We start from the raw sequence: 16,760 nt of genomic DNA on the forward strand, positions 1-16,760 counted from the left end.
ATGGAAACGCGCATTATTGCTAAAAACAAAAAGGCATATTTTGATTATGAGATTTTAGAGACATTAGAGAGCGGCATTGTCCTAGCAGGAAGTGAGGTTAAGAGCATTCGCGCAGGGCGGGTAAATCTCAAGGATAGTTTTGTGAAAATCGTGCGGGGGGAGGCGTTTTTATTTCACGCACATATATCTTTTTTAGAGACTACTTATACATATTTTAAACCTAATGAACGTGCCCCACGTAAGCTTTTGCTCCATAGAAAAGAGATTGATAAGCTTTTTGGGAAGGTGAGTCAGCAATCTTTAAGCATTGTTCCATTAAACATTTATTTCAATCAAAGAAATAGAATCAAGCTTTGCATTGCACTTGTGAGAGGAAAGAAGCTCTATGATAAGCGCCAAAGTCTTAAGCAAAAGACGCTAGAGCGTGAGGCAAGGGCAAATATGAAAGATTATGGTAAAAAGTTGTAGGAGTGGGCGATGAAAGAAGTCATAGATTATGGTGTGCTAGGGTTTTTGCTGTTTTTAAGCATTGTGATGTTGGGCGTGGCATTAGAGCGTTTATGGGCATATCATAAAATAGATGTGGAAGCATTTGATGATAAGCGAATCTTGGAGCTTTTGCTTCATAAGCGTTTGACACTTATTGCGACTATTGGCTCAAATGCGCCATATATCGGGCTTTTAGGGACGGTTTTTGGCATTATGATAACATTTGTAGAAATTGGCTCAAATGCGCTTGTAGATACACAAAGCATTATGGTGGGGCTTTCCCTCGCGCTTAAGGCTACGGCAGCGGGGCTGCTAGTGGCGATACCCTCGATTGTATTTTATAATTTTTTGTTGCGTAAGGCAGAGGTATTGCTTTCACTCTGGGAAATCGCACATAATCCGCCACATAAAAGTAAAGTCTCTACAAGGTATGATGTGTGAAAAAGATAGATTCTCTTAATCTCATTCCTTTTATTGATATTATGCTTGTGTTGCTTGTGATTGTGCTAACAAGTGCATCTTTTGTCGTGCGCTCTCAAATACAAGTTGATGTACCGCGACTTGAGGAGACACAAGGACAAAATACTCAAAAAAAAGAAACCCATTCTATTACTATTGACAAAGAGGGGCACTTTTTTCTTGACGATAAGCCTTTATCTTTAAATGAGCTAAAGGCGCAAGTGGAGCAATTGGAAAGAGATACGCAGGTTATTATCCGTAGTGATAGGCAGAGTGATTTAGAATTTTTCCTTGAGGTTACTACAATGTTGCGTGATGTGGGTATTTATGATGTATATGTTACCACAGAGCAAAAATAGTATTTAGGGTGTGAGGAGGATATATGCAAGAGATTAATTGGCTGATTAATATATGTTTCACCATTGGTATGGTGGGGCTGTTCGTATGGGATTTTAAGACTTTTGGTGAGCCTTCGCATAAGGACTTTAAAACTATCATTATGAGCACAGGGGTGCTTGGGACATTTGTGGGAATCTTTGTAGGGCTTATAGGCTTTGATACCTATGCTTTGCAAGATTCTGTACCTTTGCTGCTTAATGGATTAAAGACAGCATTTTACACATCTATCTTGGGCATGGGCTTAGCAATTGCCCTCTCTATTATTCAAAGGGCAAAAGATGTAAAAAGCACTCAAGATATAAATATGGACTATATGCTTAACCAAATGGGGAATTTAAGCTATCTTAAGGGTATTGAGGAGCTTAATAATAAAATGCTTACGTTACCCACGAAAGAAGATATGCGTATGATAAATGCTTCCACAAATACATTTTTAGAAACAAGTTTGCATAAGATTGATACTTCTTTGCAGGAGGCGATTAAGCAGCTTGCTTCAGGAGCTTCAAAGGAGCTTATTAGTGCATTGGAGCTTGTTATTAGGGATTTTAATCATAATCTGCAAAATCAATTTGGAGAGAATTTTAAAGAGCTTAATAATGCTGTGGGGCGGCTACTTGTATGGCAGGAGAATTATAAACAAAGCATTGAAAATACACAAGATTTGCTTTTGCAAACACAAAGTGCTATGAATGAAAGTGCAAACGCGATGAATGCCACACAGATGACTTTAGAATCTATTATTGCGAATAATAAAAGCGCAATGGAATTTTATAGTAAAACTTTAGAGGTGTTTGATGATATGAAGAGTAAGGGTGATAAGCTTATGGTGCAACTCAATGAAATTGCCATACTTGGCTCTCACGCAAAGCAATGTTTAAGTGATATGGATAGCCTATTCACAAAAGCTACAGAGAGTATCACTTCGCTTGAGGGTATCGCTTCTAAACAGGTTGAAGGGCTGAAAAATGAAATTATGCGTTATTTCACACAACTAAATGAACACGCACAGCAGAATATGGAGCATTTAAGAGTATTCATAGAGCAAAGCACACAGCAGAGTAAAGAGCATATAGGAGAGGTTTTAAGCGAACATAGTGCAAGTTTTAGCACACAATGTAATGTCTTTACGGGGCAAAGTAAGGCATTGTTTGAAGAGATTGTGCAAAGTGCGAATACGCATATCAGGCATTTAAGTGAATCTTTGGAGCAAAATATCGCGCAAAACATAGCATCTAGCACTCATAATGCAGAGGAGTTTGCCAAATTACGAGAGCATATTGCTAAAAATCATAGCGCGATTGTGGAGAGCTTAGAATCTAGTCTTTCTTATCTTACCTCTCATAATCAAGTGATTATGCAAGATATGACAAAAGATATGAAAGATATGCAAGAAGCCTATCTTCTTAGGGCAAATGAAAATATGGATAGCATACTAAATAAAGAGCAAGAAATGATAAAATCGCGAGTAGAGGGTTTTGATAAACTGATGACAAAAAGCGATAAGTATGTTAATTCACAATATACGCATATCAGTGGATTCATTAAAAAACTTGCAGGCGAATACTTGAAGATTATGCAAAAGCTCACTAAAGATTCTGTGGCAATTCCCAAGGATATGGGTGTGCAAGTGGTAAAGGACTTTGGCACTTTGCAGCATAATCTCCTCTCGCATTTAGGGAATCTCAACGCCCAGATTCAGCATAATAGCGCACAACTTATTGAGCTCTATCGCAATGTGCAAAATATTGTGAATGAAAATGTTGAGGGCAATAAAACATTACAAAAAGAGATTAGAGAGACATTTGATACGCTTGATTCTCAAATGAATACAAGTATGGAGAATTTTAAGGAAAATTATGAGTGGTTTTTGCGCCGTGTGCGTGAGATTATTGGCTCAAGATAGCACAGAGGCGGAGAGATGAAATACAATCAATGGATTAGCATTTCGGACATGATGGCAGGCATTATGATGATTTTTTTGCTCATTATGGTGTCTTTTATGCTCATTACGCAGCAAGCCCAAGAGGATTTAAAGATTCAAAATCAAAAGCTTTTGGCACTCAATGAAGCAATGAGTGCGATTGCGCAGAATTATTCAAATTTGCAACAAGAGCTTTATGAGGCATTACTCAAAGAATTTAGCAAGGACTTAAAGGCGTGGGATGCGTATATTGATGAGGATAATACCATTCGCTTTAATGAGCCTGAAGTGCTATTTGATACAGGTAAAAAGCAGGTAAAAAAACGTTTTAAAGATATTTTAGATGATTTTTTTCCTCGTTATGTGAAGATTCTGTCCTTAGAGAAATTTAAGGATAATATTGAAGAAATCCGTATAGAGGGGCATACCTCTCAAATTTGGTTTGCAGCCCATAGCTTAGAAGAGCGATACCTTGGCAACGCCGAACTCTCACAGGCAAGAGCATTAGAGGTGCTAAAATATTGCTTTAATCTTAAAAGTATTGATGGATATAAAGAATGGTTGATTAAAGTGTTTCGCGCTAATGGCTTATCCTTTGCTAAACCATTAGCAGATGATGAAAAATCAAGACGTGTAGAGTTTAGAGTGATTACTAAAGCAAATAAAGATTTGCTTAAGATCCTTGAAATTAGCAAAGATTTAGAGCTAAAATAACCTATCTTTAAGTAAAAAATGGGCATAATCCCGGACTTATTTTAACGTTAAGGCTAAATTATGAAAAGAACATATCAACCTCATAATACACCTAGAAAGCGCACTCACGGATTTCGCGCAAGAATGAAAACAAAAAATGGTCGCCGTGTGATTAATGCAAGGAGGGCAAAGGGTCGTAAAAGACTTTCTGTGTAAGCAATAAAATAGGTAGTATAGCTTTGATGAAGTTAGATTCTCTTAAAACAAAGCTAGAATTTGACTTTGTCTATAAAAATGCAAAAAAGTTTTTTTATAAGCATTTTATACTCTATGCGCTTAGGATTTCACACCACCAACCCCCTCACTTTCGGGATAAAAAAATCTTGCAAAGTATTCAATCGCGTAAAGCTGCTATCTACCTTGGATTCAGTATTTCTCGTAAAATTGGCAAAGCTAATAAACGTAACCTCCTCAAAAGACGCATCAAAGCTATTGTGTATGAAAATAGCGCACATTATGAGGGGCTTATCTTTATATTTGTTGCTAAAGATGGGGCAACTTCTCTTGCTTTTCCTATGCTTAAAAGAGATGTGCTTTCTGCTTTTACAAGAGCATACGATATGCTATGTTTTCCATCTCAAAAGTCATCTTTAAAAAAGAGGTATGAATGCTATTAAGGAGGTGTATGAGCGGGGTTTTTATTTGGAGTGTAAGATTCTATCAAAAATATCTCTCTGCATTTAGTGTGGGAGCTTGTCGTTATTATCCTAGCTGCTCACAATACACATTATGGCTTTTATATTTTGACAATCCTTTTTTGGCGCTATTTAAGTCATTTTTACGTATTTTACGTTGCAATCAGTGTTTTATGGGGGGTATTGCTTATCCCCGAGCAAAGATATGTTTCCAAAATATTATATTTGCGCCCAAAAAGGTAAAATATTGGTTTGTGCCTACTACAAATGCAAGTTTTTTGGATATAATACCCATTTTTCACAAAATTTACTATTTACAAGTCTATATTGTCAAATCATTTCCTCAAAGGCAGTGTTATGTATCGTCCAAATGAACAAGACAATGGTATGTCGCTTTCACGTGTGCTTATAGCCGTAGGTCTTTCCATTGCTTTCTTTGCTGTATATGCGTATTTTTTTCCTCAAAAGCCTCCACAAGAGGCTTCAAAAGTAGTGGAATTAGCTCCTGAATCTACTTCGCATTCTCCTTCTATGGCTTCCAATACCCATTTAGAAAACACTACGCAAGATTCATCTCTAGCCATAAAGAATAACCAATCTTTGAAACAAACAATTATTACACGTATTCAAGCACACTCTTTTGAAATCGATATTGATGCTTTGGGTAGAATTAGACAAGTCTATCTTAAAGATAAAAAATTCACACGCAATGAGCAAAACAGCCTTTTTGGTATGATAGGTGAGGCATTAGGGCTGAAGTTATCACATCAAGCAGTGGTTGAAAAGCTCCCTTTGTTTGGGGATTTGGCATTGCACACAATGGAAGTGCGCTTTAGTGATGTTGAATTGAACAAAAAAGCTTTTGATACCCCATATACTGCAAGCGCGACACAGCTTGATATTGATAGGGCTCCTGTGGAGCTTACACTTAAGCAGAATCTTGGCGAGATTGTAATCACTAAATATCTCACTATCCACCCAAACCTTTCTTATGATGTGCGCATAGAGCTGAATAAGCCTAATGTAGAATATTTTGTAAGTAATGGTATGCGACCTACTGCCGATAGTGATACGTATGCTTTTAGAGGTGTTTTGACACGAAGTAGTCTTGATGGGGTTTTGACAAAAATTGAAGATGGCGATGCGAGTAGCGACTATATCGCAAAAACCGCGCTTGATATGCGTCAATCTAGCTTTGTAGCAAGTGTGGATAGATACTATACAAGTTTGTTTTATAGTAATGCGCCTCAGGGATTGCATGTTGTCCTCAGTGGGGATAATGCACATAATCCTATGCCTTTTGTGCGATTTGAGGGTAATGCGTCTTTTGCGGGATATATAGGACCAAAGACCTATAAGGAGCTGCAAAGGATAGATGATAGCCTCACAGACGTAGTGGAATATGGGCGCATTACATTCTTTGCTAAACCTCTTTTTGTCTTGCTTGAATACCTCTATGATTTGTGCGGGAATTGGGGCTGGGCGATTGTGCTTCTAACGCTTATTGTGCGTGTAGTGCTGTATCCTCTCACTTATAAGGGTATGATGTCTATGCAAAAGCTTAAAGATATAGCCCCTAAAATGAAAGAATTGCAAACTCGCTATAAAGATGACCCACAAAAGCTGCAAATGCATATGATGGATTTGTATAAAAAGCACGGGGCAAATCCACTTGGTGGTTGCTTACCCTTGCTTTTGCAAATTCCTGTGTTTTTTGCTATTTATCGTGTGCTGCATAATGCGGTGGAGCTTAAAAGCTCTGCGTGGATTCTATGGATTGATGATTTATCGGCTATTGACCCTTATTTTGTCTTACCTGTGTTAATGGGTTTAAGTATGTATCTTTCTCAAAAGCTCACACCATCAAATTTCACAGACCCTATGCAGGAAAAAATCTTTAAAATGCTCCCTCTTATTTTTGCTATATTTTTTATTGTCTTTCCATTTCCTGCTGGGCTTGTGCTGTATTGGACGATTAATAATGTCTTTTCTATTATTCAGCAAATAATGCTTAATAAAGTTGTAGAAAAACGAAAAACAAAGGAGATTGCAGAGCATCATAGACATTATGATAAAGAAAAGCAAAAGGGGGCGAAATGAGAAAAATTGTAGAAAAAAGCTTGGAGGCTGCCCTCATCAAGGCATCAATGGAGCTTGGCTGTTCGGTAGCTGATTTAGAGTATGAAGTGGTGCAAAATCCTAGTGGAGGATTTTTGGGATTAGGAAAAAAAGAAGCGATTATTATCGTAGATGATAAAAAGCAAAGATGGGCTAAAACAGCACATAGTCAATCTTTGAAAATAAAAGAGGTTTCACACAAGGAGCCAAAGCAAGTCAAACAAGATGTTAAAATTCCACCAAAGGCTACTGATAATCCAGCTTTTGAGACATATACGGAAGATATTTGGGGCGAAGAAAATAGGGCTTGTGAGAGCCAGAATCAAGATGATGAGGCAAATGTCGCTCAAATCCGCACAGAGATAGAATCTTTATTTGCGCTTCTGCCTTTTGATATTGATAAATTTGATGTGCGTTTGGAGCCTGATAAAACACTTTTTGTATATATTGATGGGCGTGATTGTGCCCTGCTTATTGGGGAGAAAGGCTATCGCTACAAGGCACTCTCTTATTTGCTCTTTAATTGGGTTAATTCAAAGTATGGCTATTCACTCCGCCTTGAAATCGCAGAATTTTTGAAAAATCAAGAAGAGATGATAGATGTGTATCTTAAGGATATTGTGCGATTGATTAAGCTTAATGGTAGAGCGCAGACAAAAACGTTTGATGGAATTCTGGTCTATATTGCGCTAAATAAATTGCGCGAGATGTTCCCTAATAAATATGTCTCTGTGCGACAAAATGAGGCTGATGAAAAATACATCATCATCAACGATTTTAGACGATAGCACGATTGTAGCTATTGCTACACCTGTGGGTAATGGAGCGATTAGTATCGTGCGCTTGAGTGGCAAGGAAGCTTATAAAATAGCTCTAAGCCTTACACACAGGGATTTGCTAAAGCCACGTTACGCACATTTATGTTGTATTTATGATAGGCAAGATATGGCTATTGATGAGGCTTTGGTGCTGTATTTCCCTGCTCCACATAGCTATACGACACAAGATGTATGCGAAGTTCAATGCCATGGGGGGATTACAAGTGCTAGGGCGATTATGCAGCTATGCCTTGAAATGGGTGCGAGAATCGCCCTAGCGGGAGAATTTACTAAACGCGCTTTTTTAGGCGGGAGGCTTGATTTAGCACAGGCTCAAGCAGTGGCTTCCCTCATTCAATCAAATAGCCTTGAGGCAAATAAGATTCTTATGCGGCAGCTTAGGGGTGATGTGGGAGTGTTTGTAGAGTTGGTGAGAGAATCTTTGCTAGAGATTCTTGCCATAAGCGAGGCAAATATCGATTACAGCGAGGAGATGGACACAGATTATAAAGATGATATGCTCACGCGACTAGAACGCACAGAATCTAAGCTAAGAGAGGTATATGAAGCTTCTATAAGACAAGCCCCGATTATTGAGGGCTACACATTGGCGATTGTGGGTAAGCCAAATGTGGGTAAAAGCTCCTTGCTAAATGCCCTACTTATGCGCGAACGCGCGATTGTGAGTAGCATAGAGGGGACTACACGCGATACGATTGAGGAGAGTTTGCATATCAATGGTGCGCTCGTGCGTATCGTGGATACGGCGGGGATTAGAGAAAGTGATGATGAGATAGAACGTATCGGTATACAAAAGACGCAAGAAGCTCTGCAAAGAAGTGATATTATCTTAGCCCTTTTTGATGGTTCAATACCCTTTGATGAGCAAGATAAGGCGGTGCTAGAAATGTTGCAAAGCCTTGATAAAAATGTGCTACTTGTGCTAAATAAAAGCGATTTATTTCAAAGCTGTGAGCTAAATGTGTTTGATAATTTTTTTGCTACACATACTAAAGCCCTGCTTCCTGCCCCGCTGCGCGTGAGTATTTATAATGGAGAGGCGCATAAGATTACTAAGGCACTTGAAGGTGTAATTAGCACACAGAGTGGACACCAAAGCCTTATTCTCACTTCACAACATCAATTAGAATCTTTAAAGGGTAGCCTAGATTCACTCAATAGGGCGTATGTGCTTTTAGCAAGTGGGGAGCTAGAGCTGCTTTCATATCATATCCGCGATGCCATAGATTCTATAAGCCACATCACGCGCCCTTATGAGAATGCGGAATTGCTTGACAAGCTTTTTAGCGCATTTTGCTTGGGCAAATAATGCTTGATTTTTCATTAAGCTTTGTGGAGAAAAGGACGCTTTTTGAGCGAGATTTTTGGATAAAGCGCGATGATGTAATCCACCCTTATTGCAATGGCAACAAAGCACGGAAGTTCGCTGCCCTGCTTGATGAGAGCCGTTATCCTGTGTGGCTAAGCTATGGGGGCAATCAGTCTAATGCGATGTCTGCCCTTGCCTATCTAGCGCATTTTAAGGGCGTGAGATTTAAGTATGTAATGCCTCAAATGTCTAGCCTAGCGCATAGACAAGAGATGGATAATCTTGCCTATGCACTTAAATGGGGTATGGAGGTGTATGTTTTACCCACAGGCACGAGTGTAGGCGATTTAGAATCTTATGCCCTTTCACTTGTGGATTCTCAAACACTCTTTATCCCGCAGGGTGGAAGCGTAGAATATGCCTTGAGCGGTATGTCTGCCCTTGCATTAGAGCTAAAGCAAAGCATAGGTGGGAATCCTCTGCTTTTTTACGCAAGCGGAAGCGGAGTAGGGGTGATAGCCTTGCAAAAGGCACTAGATTCTATCTTTCCACAGACGAGTTTGGTGGCGATTTGTTGTGCGGGGAGTAAAAATGAACTAAGACAGAGGGCATATAGTCATAATGTAGGGCATTTGCAAATTTTGCAATCCCCCTTTGCCTTTGCTAAGCCTAAAAGGGAGATTTGGGAGATGAGGGAGTATCTATCGCAAAATGATGTGAGATGTGATTTAATCTATGATAGCCCCGCTTTTTGCGTGATAAAAGCACATTTAGAGCAATTTTCACAAAGGCAGCTTGTCTTTATCCACTCTGGGGGACTTGTAGGCGATATAAGCCAAGTAAAGCGGTATGAATCTTTGCTTCATAGGTGATCACACAATATTTATACATCTCTATATTCAGTCTGCATCTTTTTTGACAATTTTAGTATTTGCGTGAGATTCTACGATTTGATTGAATGTTTTTTACTGATTTCTATAGTTTGACACATATTGTATTTTACAAATGATCAAGCACGTGGTCTAATTCATTGATATAAATAAGGGCTTGTTCCCTACTAAGCCCTAGCGATTTTACTACTTCACTTTCAAAGCTCCCAAGCTGCAACTCTGCTAACATATAGGGATTAAGATATTTTTCAAACTTGTGTGCGGGTAGATTCATCAAGTGGAGTAATAAGTAAAGGATTGTCTACTTGATGATTTTGCATAAGATATTTAACAATTATACGAGAGTCTTTCCTACCACTTACGCCTATGACACAATCATATATCCCCACCCTATTAGCTGGTTACTTTCTTTGAGATGCTGGGTGAGCCATTGCTAGCTAGCCTTAAAATCAAAATTTTGCTTTAGCATTAATGCAGGCACCACAGATTCCATTTTTCTGATAGGGATTATGGCGGTATTCCATTGGGAATCCGCATATTTCACAGCCTTTTATGGCATTCATTTTTGCTCCTTTGATTTAGTTTTGGCGTGAAGTTAATTGTTTTGCTTCCTTGCATGTGAGATTTGTGTGAAAAATATCCCTTAAGACACAATGTGGGTTAGGTAAAATTCTATGATGGGGGTAAGTGCCTACTACGATACTATTGCTAGGCACATCACAATTTAGAATAAACGCATTTGCGCCCAAGATGACATTATCTCCAATATTACATTTGCCAATAATCTTGCTTCCCGCATAGAGTGCCACACCTACCCCTAAGGTTGGGTAGTAAATGCCATCTTCTCTTTGGTCTCCTCCAATCGTGCAGTTTTGATATATACTTAAAAAATTACTATATTGTGCGCGTCCTAGCACACTTCCTAGAGGGTGGGTAAATATAAAAATATCAGGCAGGGCAACTTCATAGAATATATCAATGCTATGTAGAATCTTATTAAGATAGTAAATCTGAGTAGCCACTTTTGGATTTCCTGCTAAGAAATAGCTCCTAGCAAGGCAGCACAAAAACATCGCATACTTATCAGAGTGATAGAAATCCTCCATACTTAATGGAGTATTTGAAAAATATTTTTCTTGTATGGCACTTATGCAGGTATTAAACTTTATGAGGGCAGTTTCTGTAATCTTATCATCAAAGACAGGAGATTCAAAGAAGTTAGAAACTTGTTTTTGAAGATGAGAATGTAGAGATGGGATAAGAGATTGGTATGAAGTAAAGGAGGTAATCATTGTAATATCTCCTTTGGGGTAAGGGCTGTTATTTTATAATAATGGCAATCCCCCAATTGAGCAGCATACCCGCAGGGATTTGTAGATGTATAGGAGTTTTGTTTATATCCCCCCCCCCCATTGTTTAGAGCTAATATATTATTTTCTTCTTGAGAGAGCCTAAGAGTAAAAGTTCCAATATCCCTTTGTGCTAGGTTTCGTTCAAAATCTATATGGGGAGAAAAAGGTATCATATTTATAGAGGAAACTAAATCCCCACACATATCAATAATGCTTTGTGTGCAGTAAGTATTGTAATAGGTATTGATAAGCGGTGATTTTGGATTATGTGGATTGAGGCTTGAGGCATAGAGCAGTCCTCCTTGTTTTAAAACTCGTCTCACTTCTTCTACAAGAGGCAAAAGCTCATTTTCATCAAAGATAAGCAAAACTCCCCAACAAAACACTAAATCAAAAGTATTATCTTCAAAAGGTAGAGTGCGTAAATCCCCTTGAATAAATTGCATTCTCTCTTTAAATGGAGTATTAAATTCTCTAGCTAAGTCTAAACCATCTTCATTATAATCAAGTAAAACAAAAGTAGCATTTGGAAAAAATGAAGCCAAATGATAGTTTAATGTCCCTCCACCACAAGCTAAATCTGCAATTTTATAAGAAGCATTTTTATCTAAAATACCTTTATTTATAGCCTCTAAGAGCAAAGATTCTAAAGCTTTTTGCTGCTCTGTTTTATTGGTAGATTTGGTAAAGTAGGTTTTAGCCAATTCTTTGTCAGTCTTCATACTCTTTGAGTAAAGATCTTTCATTTTTGCTCCTTTGATATAAAATATAGATTGCATTATAGCCTTTAATTATACTTTCTAAAAACAGGTTTAATCACATCTCCTTTAAGATAAGAATCTACCCCTTCATTTAAGGCTTTTTTGTATATTTCTAAACTTTTTGCTATGGCTTCAAGCGTATAATCAAGCTCTTTTTGCTTATGAGCATAGCTCATTGATATACAGGGAAAGAGAACATTAGATTTAAGCATTTCTTGCAAAAATAATGTGCGAAAAGCAAGGCTAGATTGCCTATTGCTATCAAAAGTAAGAATATAAGGCTGACACTCTATACCTGTTGCTACAAAGTGTTCGTGGATTTGTAAATCTTTTGCGATTTTATTAATGCCTTGCACGATTTTTTTCCCATAATCCCACAGATATTCTACGATATGCTCTTGTTTTAGAATCTTGTATGTTTCTACAAAAGCCCCAAGTGGAGACATCTCTGCGCCGTGCGTTGTTGATAGAAGGAATACCCTTTCTTTTCCACTAAATTCAATACTTCCTAGACTCATAATCTCTCTTTTTCCTGCTACGGCGGCGACTGAAAATCCATTTGCCATAGCTTTGCCAAAAGTGCATAGATCTGGTTTTATATTATAGTAATGTTGAGCTCCTTTAATATGCCATCGAAAGCCTGTAATCATCTCATCTAAAATCATCACCGCTCCATACTTATCGCATAACAAGCGGACATTTTGCAAAAAATTATCTTTGGGGTGTTCTAAATTAGCCGGCTCTAAAATAACACAAGCGATATTGTTTGGGTATTTTTTAAATAGAGTTTCCAAAGATTCTATATTATTGTAGTGAAAGGTAAGCGTATCTTCTTGTATATTTTGAGGCACACCACGTTTTACCTCTGTGCTGCCAATAAACCAATCATCATAGCTAAAAAATGGGTGTTCTAAACAACGTGCAATAAGCGTTCTACCGGTATAAGCTCGCGATAGCTTTACAGCTGCACTTGTAGCAGTAGAGCCATTTTTGGTAAATTTCACCATATCTACACTATCAATAGCATTAATGAGTGTTTGAGCGGCTTCAAGCTCTATGAGCGATGGGCGTGTAAGGTTGTTCCCATATTCTATTTGTTGAATCGCCGCTGCATTAACACGCGAATCGCTATAGCCTATACATACCGCTCTAAGTGCCATACCATAGTCTAAAAATTCTTCTTCTTTCTCATTATATACATATGCCCCTTTGCCTCTTTTTAGAATCTGTGGGGCATTACTTGGATATTGATCATATCCACGTGAATATGTATGCGCTCCACCCGGAATAGCATTGAGTAATTGTTCTTGATAATTCATTCTGTCTCCTTAACTTATGTACTAGGCTATTTTCTTGCCTCTAAAATCCCCCAATTGGGCAGCATATCCGCAGAGATTTGCAGATGTCGATATGTTTGTGTATATTGCCCCACCCCCTATTGATTGCATATTCAAAGCAGTTAAGTTTTTATCATCAATACCACTTATAAAATCTTTTGTCTCTACAAAGGCACCACCAAAATTTTCTCCCACTTCCTTTTGATTATCTTCTAAAACCCGATAGCTAAAAGTGGCTATCCCGCTATGTATGGTGCGTGGAAAATTAATATTTGGATAAAATAGATAATTTTTAAAATGTATGTAGTGGCATAAGATTCTTTGCATAGTTGGAAGAGAAAAAGTCGTGTATTGTCCCCAAATCCCAGCTTTGCCAGAATCTCGTGTCAAATCTTTAAATTTACATACTAAACCCACATCAAATTCAGTATTAAAAAGGCTTGAAGCATAAAAATGTGCTTGAGGCTTGAGGATACGTATAATCTCATAAAGGATAGTTTGTAGATCTTCTTTCACCACCCAGCCTAATGTTTGCCAACAAAACACTAAATCAAAAGTATTATCTTCAAAAGGTAGAGTGCGTAAATCCCCTTGAATAAATTGCATTCTCTCTTTAAATGGAGTATTAAATTCTCTAGCTAAGTCTAAACCATCTTCATTATAATCAAGTAAAACAAAAGTAGCATTTGGAAAAAATGAAGCCAAATGATAGTTTAATGTCCCTCCACCACAAGCTAAATCTGCAATTTTATAAGAAGCATTTTTATCTAAAATACCTTTATTTATAGCCTCTAAGAGCAAAGATTCTAAAGCTTTTTGCTGCTCTGTTTTATTGGTAGATTTGGTAAAGTAGGTTTTGCTTTTCTTATCCATTTGAGTGGCTTTTAGGTAATTGTCTTTTGTGATTTTCATAGCCTCTCCTTGTATTTTGTTGCCAATGTTTGAATAATGGCGAAATCATCTTCATCATCTATCTCAAAGCTTTTCCATTTTGGGACTTCAAAGCCTAGAGTTAGCTCGTGATAAAAGTTTTTATGCTCTAAAAGTGCTGTAGTCAGGCTAATATACAAACTCCCTTCAAAAAAATACACAGGTTTAATATCCTGTCTGCGTAATGGCGAGAAGTCTGTATTTTCATAAGGGTGAATAAAATCATTATGAAGATATACAAGAAAAGCGGGGTTACTTCCCTCTGTGGCGCAGATTCCCACTATGGATTGCGCTTTTTTGTGATTATGGAGAATTTCAATGGCTTTATCCACATCTCCCCTCTCTCTTAAAGGGCTTGTTGGCTCTAGTAGCACCACATAATCAAATTCTTTATTTAACTCTTTTTTATAATAATCAATACAATGCTCTAATACTTCAAAAGTAGTAGTCGTATCACTACTTAAATAATCAGGTCTCAAAAAAGGCACATTAGCCCCATAAGATTTAGCAATATCTGCATAAATATTAGAATCTGTGCTTACTACTATCTCATCAATATACTTAGAATCTAAAGCAGCTTGAATACTCCAAGCTAAAAGTGGCTTACCACAAAGTGGTTTAATATTTTTATCAGGTAACCCTTTACTTCCACTTCTCGCAGGAATAATGGCAAGAAAGCTATGTCCTTGATACATCAAGCTACCTCCATACAAGAGGTAGGAGATGGATAAATAAGAGAGTTTAAAGGGTAGTTTGGTATGAAGGGGAATATGAATGGCTTAAGAATTAATGTATTATCCCCCCCCCCGCTTACATTAGAAGCCTTATATGTTTTAGAATCTTGCATATTTAAGAGAGTATGGATACGTGAAAGTATGCGCATAGATTCTAGAGTGGAATGAAAATCAAAATAATACTTTCCTTGTATAAAATCTACAAAATGCCCCATTGTGCGACGAAATGCACTAAAATTATCGCTTAATGTGATGTTGTAGTGATTTTTATCTGTAATGATATGAAGCGTGCAGGGCTGAAATGAGACTTGGCGATTATTAAGCTGAATCATAAAATCTTTAGTCTGTATCAGCACACTTATGCAATATTCAAGTCGTATCACCTCAATATGCAAAGCTTCAAAATGAATAATACCCATAATAGCATCAAGCAAGTGGATTAAATATCTATCCCACGCGCTACCAATGCTTGCCTCAATGAAATGCACTTTGTGATTATCTTCTTTTATGGCTTTGCGTATGTCATCTAGCTCCCTTGCATATCGCATACCAGAGCAGGACATAAGTTTAGCATTTGCAAGAAATGGACTAAAGTATGCTATATCATCTGCATTTAAGCTCAAAGGCTTATCGATAAAAACAAATTTATTTGATTCTAAAAATATTTTGGCAAAGTTTAAATGGCTTTGCCAATCATCACGTGCTAAAATAACTCCATCAATAGGAGATTGTGCAAGTTCTACAAGGCTATGGGTGATATGTGGAATGTTACAAGCAGATGAGAGCTGAGAAGAAAGTAATGAATCTTGTGTATAAAGATGGGTGATAGCGACATCTTCACGATTGAGAAAGTCCTGCTCATCGCACTTTAGAAGGTAATTATAAATTACATCCCACCCGCTTTGCTTCATCGCAGTTTTATCATAACCATTAATAATCGCACTAAAAGAGTAGGGGTGTCCGTTGCCTTCGCTTAAGCCTATTATGCCAAGATTGATTTTATTATCTTTTACCATTCTTTCCAGCCTCCATCGATACAAATATTTTGAGCCGTGATAAATTTACCTAAATCGCTTGCAAGAAGCGCGATTGCGCCTTTTAAGTCATCAGGCTCTCCAATGCGATTAAGCATAGCCTTGCCCGATAGGGTTGTCATAAACTCTTCATCATCATTGGTAAATCCATAGGGGAAAGCACCGGGGCTAATGCTATTAACCCTTATGCCATAGGGGCTAAGAAAACTCGCAAGGTATTTGCTTAGCTGTATTACTCCGGCTTTTGCAGCACCATAGCTTGGAGGGTTGGTATAGCTTTCTTTATTATAGATTCTATAATCGGGTGCGATATGTCCATACATTGAAGCGATTGTGATAATGCAGCCTTTGCTTTGTTTTAAGAGTGGGATAAAGTGCTGCACCAAATAAAACACACCATTAAGGCAATGCTCTATATCAAATAACCAATCTTCTTTGTCGATACTCTCAAGCGTGTTTTTCTTTCTCTGTGCGGCATTGCTTACAAGAATATCAAGTGAGCCACATTCTTTTTCTATCAACTCTTTAAGATTGCGTATGCTTGTATCATCAGTAATATCCACATATGCTGCGATAGCACGTGTGTCAAATTTTTGTGTAATTTCATTTGCTTTATTTTGACATTTATCTTTATCTCGACTTGCTAAAATCACTTGTGCTCCAAGTTCAGCTAATGTCTCGCTGATAGCCATTCCTAGATAGCCACCGCCGGCTGTAATTAAAGCAGTTTTTCCTTTTAGATTTGATAGTTCTTTGAGCGTTTTCATTTTATCTCCTTATTTAGAATCTTTGCTGTTTTT

20 protein-coding genes are annotated in these 16,760 nt (G+C 37.7%); 12 read left to right on the forward strand and 8 right to left on the reverse strand.

Annotated elements, in window-relative coordinates:
- The 12 genes from smpB to V3I05_RS09435 are packed head-to-tail and all read left to right on the forward strand — an operon-like array spanning position 1 to position 9,794.
- Positions 1–468: an SsrA-binding protein SmpB gene (gene smpB / locus V3I05_RS09380; protein WP_300448362.1), complete on the forward strand. Its 468-nt coding sequence runs from the start codon at positions 1–3 to the stop codon at positions 466–468.
- Between the two features lie 9 nt (positions 469–477).
- Entirely contained in the window at positions 478–930 is a 453-nt protein-coding gene (gene exbB, locus V3I05_RS09385; protein WP_300448359.1) for a TonB-system energizer ExbB, read from the forward strand.
- Positions 927–1,307 (forward strand): biopolymer transporter ExbD, encoded by a 381-nt coding sequence (locus V3I05_RS09390; protein ID WP_295702168.1) that lies wholly within the window; start codon positions 927–929, stop codon positions 1,305–1,307. The genes exbB and V3I05_RS09390 overlap by 4 nt, the downstream gene beginning before the upstream one ends.
- Positions 1,308–1,330: 23 nt before the next feature.
- A complete protein-coding gene (locus V3I05_RS09395) occupies positions 1,331–3,250 on the forward strand; it encodes a hypothetical protein (protein WP_300448356.1) in 1,920 nt (639 codons plus the stop codon).
- A 15-nt stretch (positions 3,251–3,265) separates the two neighbouring features.
- The gene (locus tag V3I05_RS09400) at positions 3,266–3,982 is read left to right on the forward strand and encodes an OmpA family protein (protein ID WP_300448353.1); all 717 of its coding nucleotides are present in this window, start codon (positions 3,266–3,268) and stop codon (positions 3,980–3,982) included.
- Between the two features lie 60 nt (positions 3,983–4,042).
- On the forward strand, positions 4,043–4,177 hold the full coding sequence (rpmH, locus tag V3I05_RS09405) for a 50S ribosomal protein L34 (protein WP_011114959.1): 135 nt from the start codon (positions 4,043–4,045) through the stop codon (positions 4,175–4,177).
- A 26-nt stretch (positions 4,178–4,203) separates the two neighbouring features.
- Positions 4,204–4,638 (forward strand): ribonuclease P protein component, encoded by a 435-nt coding sequence (gene rnpA / locus V3I05_RS09410; protein WP_295702161.1) that lies wholly within the window; start codon positions 4,204–4,206, stop codon positions 4,636–4,638.
- 8 nt (positions 4,639–4,646) lie between these two features.
- The gene (gene yidD / locus V3I05_RS09415; RefSeq protein WP_300448349.1) at positions 4,647–5,030 is read left to right on the forward strand and encodes a membrane protein insertion efficiency factor YidD; all 384 of its coding nucleotides are present in this window, start codon (positions 4,647–4,649) and stop codon (positions 5,028–5,030) included.
- Positions 5,014–6,756, forward strand: a complete 1,743-nt coding sequence (yidC, locus tag V3I05_RS09420; protein ID WP_300448347.1) for a membrane protein insertase YidC — start codon at positions 5,014–5,016, stop codon at positions 6,754–6,756. Before yidD ends, yidC begins: the two co-directional genes overlap by 17 nt.
- On the forward strand, positions 6,753–7,562 hold the full coding sequence (locus V3I05_RS09425) for a Jag N-terminal domain-containing protein (protein ID WP_300451467.1): 810 nt from the start codon (positions 6,753–6,755) through the stop codon (positions 7,560–7,562). The genes yidC and V3I05_RS09425 overlap by 4 nt, the downstream gene beginning before the upstream one ends.
- The gene (gene mnmE / locus V3I05_RS09430) at positions 7,525–8,922 is read left to right on the forward strand and encodes a tRNA uridine-5-carboxymethylaminomethyl(34) synthesis GTPase MnmE (RefSeq protein ID WP_343353428.1); all 1,398 of its coding nucleotides are present in this window, start codon (positions 7,525–7,527) and stop codon (positions 8,920–8,922) included. Before V3I05_RS09425 ends, mnmE begins: the two co-directional genes overlap by 38 nt.
- Entirely contained in the window at positions 8,922–9,794 is an 873-nt protein-coding gene (locus V3I05_RS09435) for a pyridoxal-phosphate dependent enzyme (protein WP_343353429.1), read from the forward strand. The genes mnmE and V3I05_RS09435 overlap by 1 nt, the downstream gene beginning before the upstream one ends.
- Positions 9,795–9,921: 127 nt before the next feature.
- Here V3I05_RS09435 and V3I05_RS09440 read toward each other — a convergent pair whose 3' ends face one another.
- The 8 genes from V3I05_RS09440 to V3I05_RS09475 all read right to left on the reverse strand — a co-directional run bounded on the left by V3I05_RS09440 (position 9,922) and on the right by V3I05_RS09475 (position 16,727).
- A complete protein-coding gene (locus V3I05_RS09440; protein ID WP_295702148.1) occupies positions 9,922–10,086 on the reverse strand; it encodes a hypothetical protein in 165 nt (54 codons plus the stop codon).
- A gap of 304 nt (positions 10,087–10,390) precedes the next feature.
- Positions 10,391–11,104 (reverse strand): hypothetical protein, encoded by a 714-nt coding sequence (locus V3I05_RS09445; RefSeq protein WP_300451473.1) that lies wholly within the window; start codon positions 11,102–11,104, stop codon positions 10,391–10,393.
- Positions 11,101–11,910 carry a class I SAM-dependent methyltransferase gene (locus V3I05_RS09450; RefSeq protein WP_343353430.1) on the reverse strand — a complete coding sequence of 270 codons (810 nt, stop codon included), beginning with the start codon at positions 11,908–11,910 and terminating at the stop codon, positions 11,101–11,103. The genes V3I05_RS09445 and V3I05_RS09450 overlap by 4 nt, the downstream gene beginning before the upstream one ends.
- A gap of 41 nt (positions 11,911–11,951) precedes the next feature.
- Positions 11,952–13,244, reverse strand: coding sequence for a glutamate-1-semialdehyde 2,1-aminomutase (locus tag V3I05_RS09455; RefSeq protein WP_343353432.1), 1,293 nt, complete (start codon positions 13,242–13,244; stop codon positions 11,952–11,954).
- Positions 13,245–13,265: 21 nt separating this feature from the next.
- Positions 13,266–14,174: a class I SAM-dependent methyltransferase gene (locus V3I05_RS09460; RefSeq protein WP_343353434.1), complete on the reverse strand. Its 909-nt coding sequence runs from the start codon at positions 14,172–14,174 to the stop codon at positions 13,266–13,268.
- On the reverse strand, positions 14,171–14,887 hold the full coding sequence (locus V3I05_RS09465; RefSeq protein WP_300448386.1) for an acylneuraminate cytidylyltransferase family protein: 717 nt from the start codon (positions 14,885–14,887) through the stop codon (positions 14,171–14,173). The genes V3I05_RS09460 and V3I05_RS09465 overlap by 4 nt, the downstream gene beginning before the upstream one ends.
- A complete protein-coding gene (locus V3I05_RS09470) occupies positions 14,887–15,942 on the reverse strand; it encodes an oxidoreductase (RefSeq protein ID WP_343353436.1) in 1,056 nt (351 codons plus the stop codon). The genes V3I05_RS09465 and V3I05_RS09470 overlap by 1 nt, the downstream gene beginning before the upstream one ends.
- A complete protein-coding gene (locus tag V3I05_RS09475; protein ID WP_343353437.1) occupies positions 15,936–16,727 on the reverse strand; it encodes an SDR family oxidoreductase in 792 nt (263 codons plus the stop codon). Before V3I05_RS09475 ends, V3I05_RS09470 begins: the two co-directional genes overlap by 7 nt.
- Positions 16,728–16,760 lie beyond the last annotated feature (33 nt).

The organism is Helicobacter mastomyrinus (genome assembly GCF_039555295.1).
Taxonomy (GTDB): Bacteria; Campylobacterota; Campylobacteria; order Campylobacterales; family Helicobacteraceae; genus Helicobacter_C; species Helicobacter_C mastomyrinus.

Bases quoted from the DNA above. Each gene is read 5' to 3' on its own strand.
- smpB (WP_300448362.1), top strand. From the start codon at position 1: ATGGAAACGCGCATTATTGCTAAAAACAAAAAGGCATATTTTGATTAT.
- exbB (WP_300448359.1), top strand. From the start codon at position 478: ATGAAAGAAGTCATAGATTATGGTGTGCTAGGGTTTTTGCTGTTTTTA.
- V3I05_RS09395 (WP_300448356.1), top strand. From the start codon at position 1,331: ATGCAAGAGATTAATTGGCTGATTAATATATGTTTCACCATTGGTATG.
- V3I05_RS09400 (WP_300448353.1), top strand. From the start codon at position 3,266: ATGAAATACAATCAATGGATTAGCATTTCGGACATGATGGCAGGCATT.
- rpmH (WP_011114959.1), top strand. From the start codon at position 4,043: ATGAAAAGAACATATCAACCTCATAATACACCTAGAAAGCGCACTCAC.
- rnpA (WP_295702161.1), top strand. From the start codon at position 4,204: ATGAAGTTAGATTCTCTTAAAACAAAGCTAGAATTTGACTTTGTCTAT.
- yidD (WP_300448349.1), top strand. From the start codon at position 4,647: ATGAGCGGGGTTTTTATTTGGAGTGTAAGATTCTATCAAAAATATCTC.
- yidC (WP_300448347.1), top strand. From the start codon at position 5,014: ATGTATCGTCCAAATGAACAAGACAATGGTATGTCGCTTTCACGTGTG.
- V3I05_RS09425 (WP_300451467.1), top strand. From the start codon at position 6,753: ATGAGAAAAATTGTAGAAAAAAGCTTGGAGGCTGCCCTCATCAAGGCA.
- mnmE (WP_343353428.1), top strand. From the start codon at position 7,525: ATGAAAAATACATCATCATCAACGATTTTAGACGATAGCACGATTGTA.
- V3I05_RS09435 (WP_343353429.1), top strand. From the start codon at position 8,922: ATGCTTGATTTTTCATTAAGCTTTGTGGAGAAAAGGACGCTTTTTGAG.
- V3I05_RS09440 (WP_295702148.1), bottom strand. From the start codon at position 10,086: ATGAATCTACCCGCACACAAGTTTGAAAAATATCTTAATCCCTATATG.
- V3I05_RS09445 (WP_300451473.1), bottom strand. From the start codon at position 11,104: ATGATTACCTCCTTTACTTCATACCAATCTCTTATCCCATCTCTACAT.
- V3I05_RS09450 (WP_343353430.1), bottom strand. From the start codon at position 11,910: ATGAAAGATCTTTACTCAAAGAGTATGAAGACTGACAAAGAATTGGCT.
- V3I05_RS09455 (WP_343353432.1), bottom strand. From the start codon at position 13,244: ATGAATTATCAAGAACAATTACTCAATGCTATTCCGGGTGGAGCGCAT.
- V3I05_RS09460 (WP_343353434.1), bottom strand. From the start codon at position 14,174: ATGAAAATCACAAAAGACAATTACCTAAAAGCCACTCAAATGGATAAG.
- V3I05_RS09465 (WP_300448386.1), bottom strand. From the start codon at position 14,887: ATGTATCAAGGACATAGCTTTCTTGCCATTATTCCTGCGAGAAGTGGA.
- V3I05_RS09470 (WP_343353436.1), bottom strand. From the start codon at position 15,942: ATGGTAAAAGATAATAAAATCAATCTTGGCATAATAGGCTTAAGCGAA.
- V3I05_RS09475 (WP_343353437.1), bottom strand. From the start codon at position 16,727: ATGAAAACGCTCAAAGAACTATCAAATCTAAAAGGAAAAACTGCTTTA.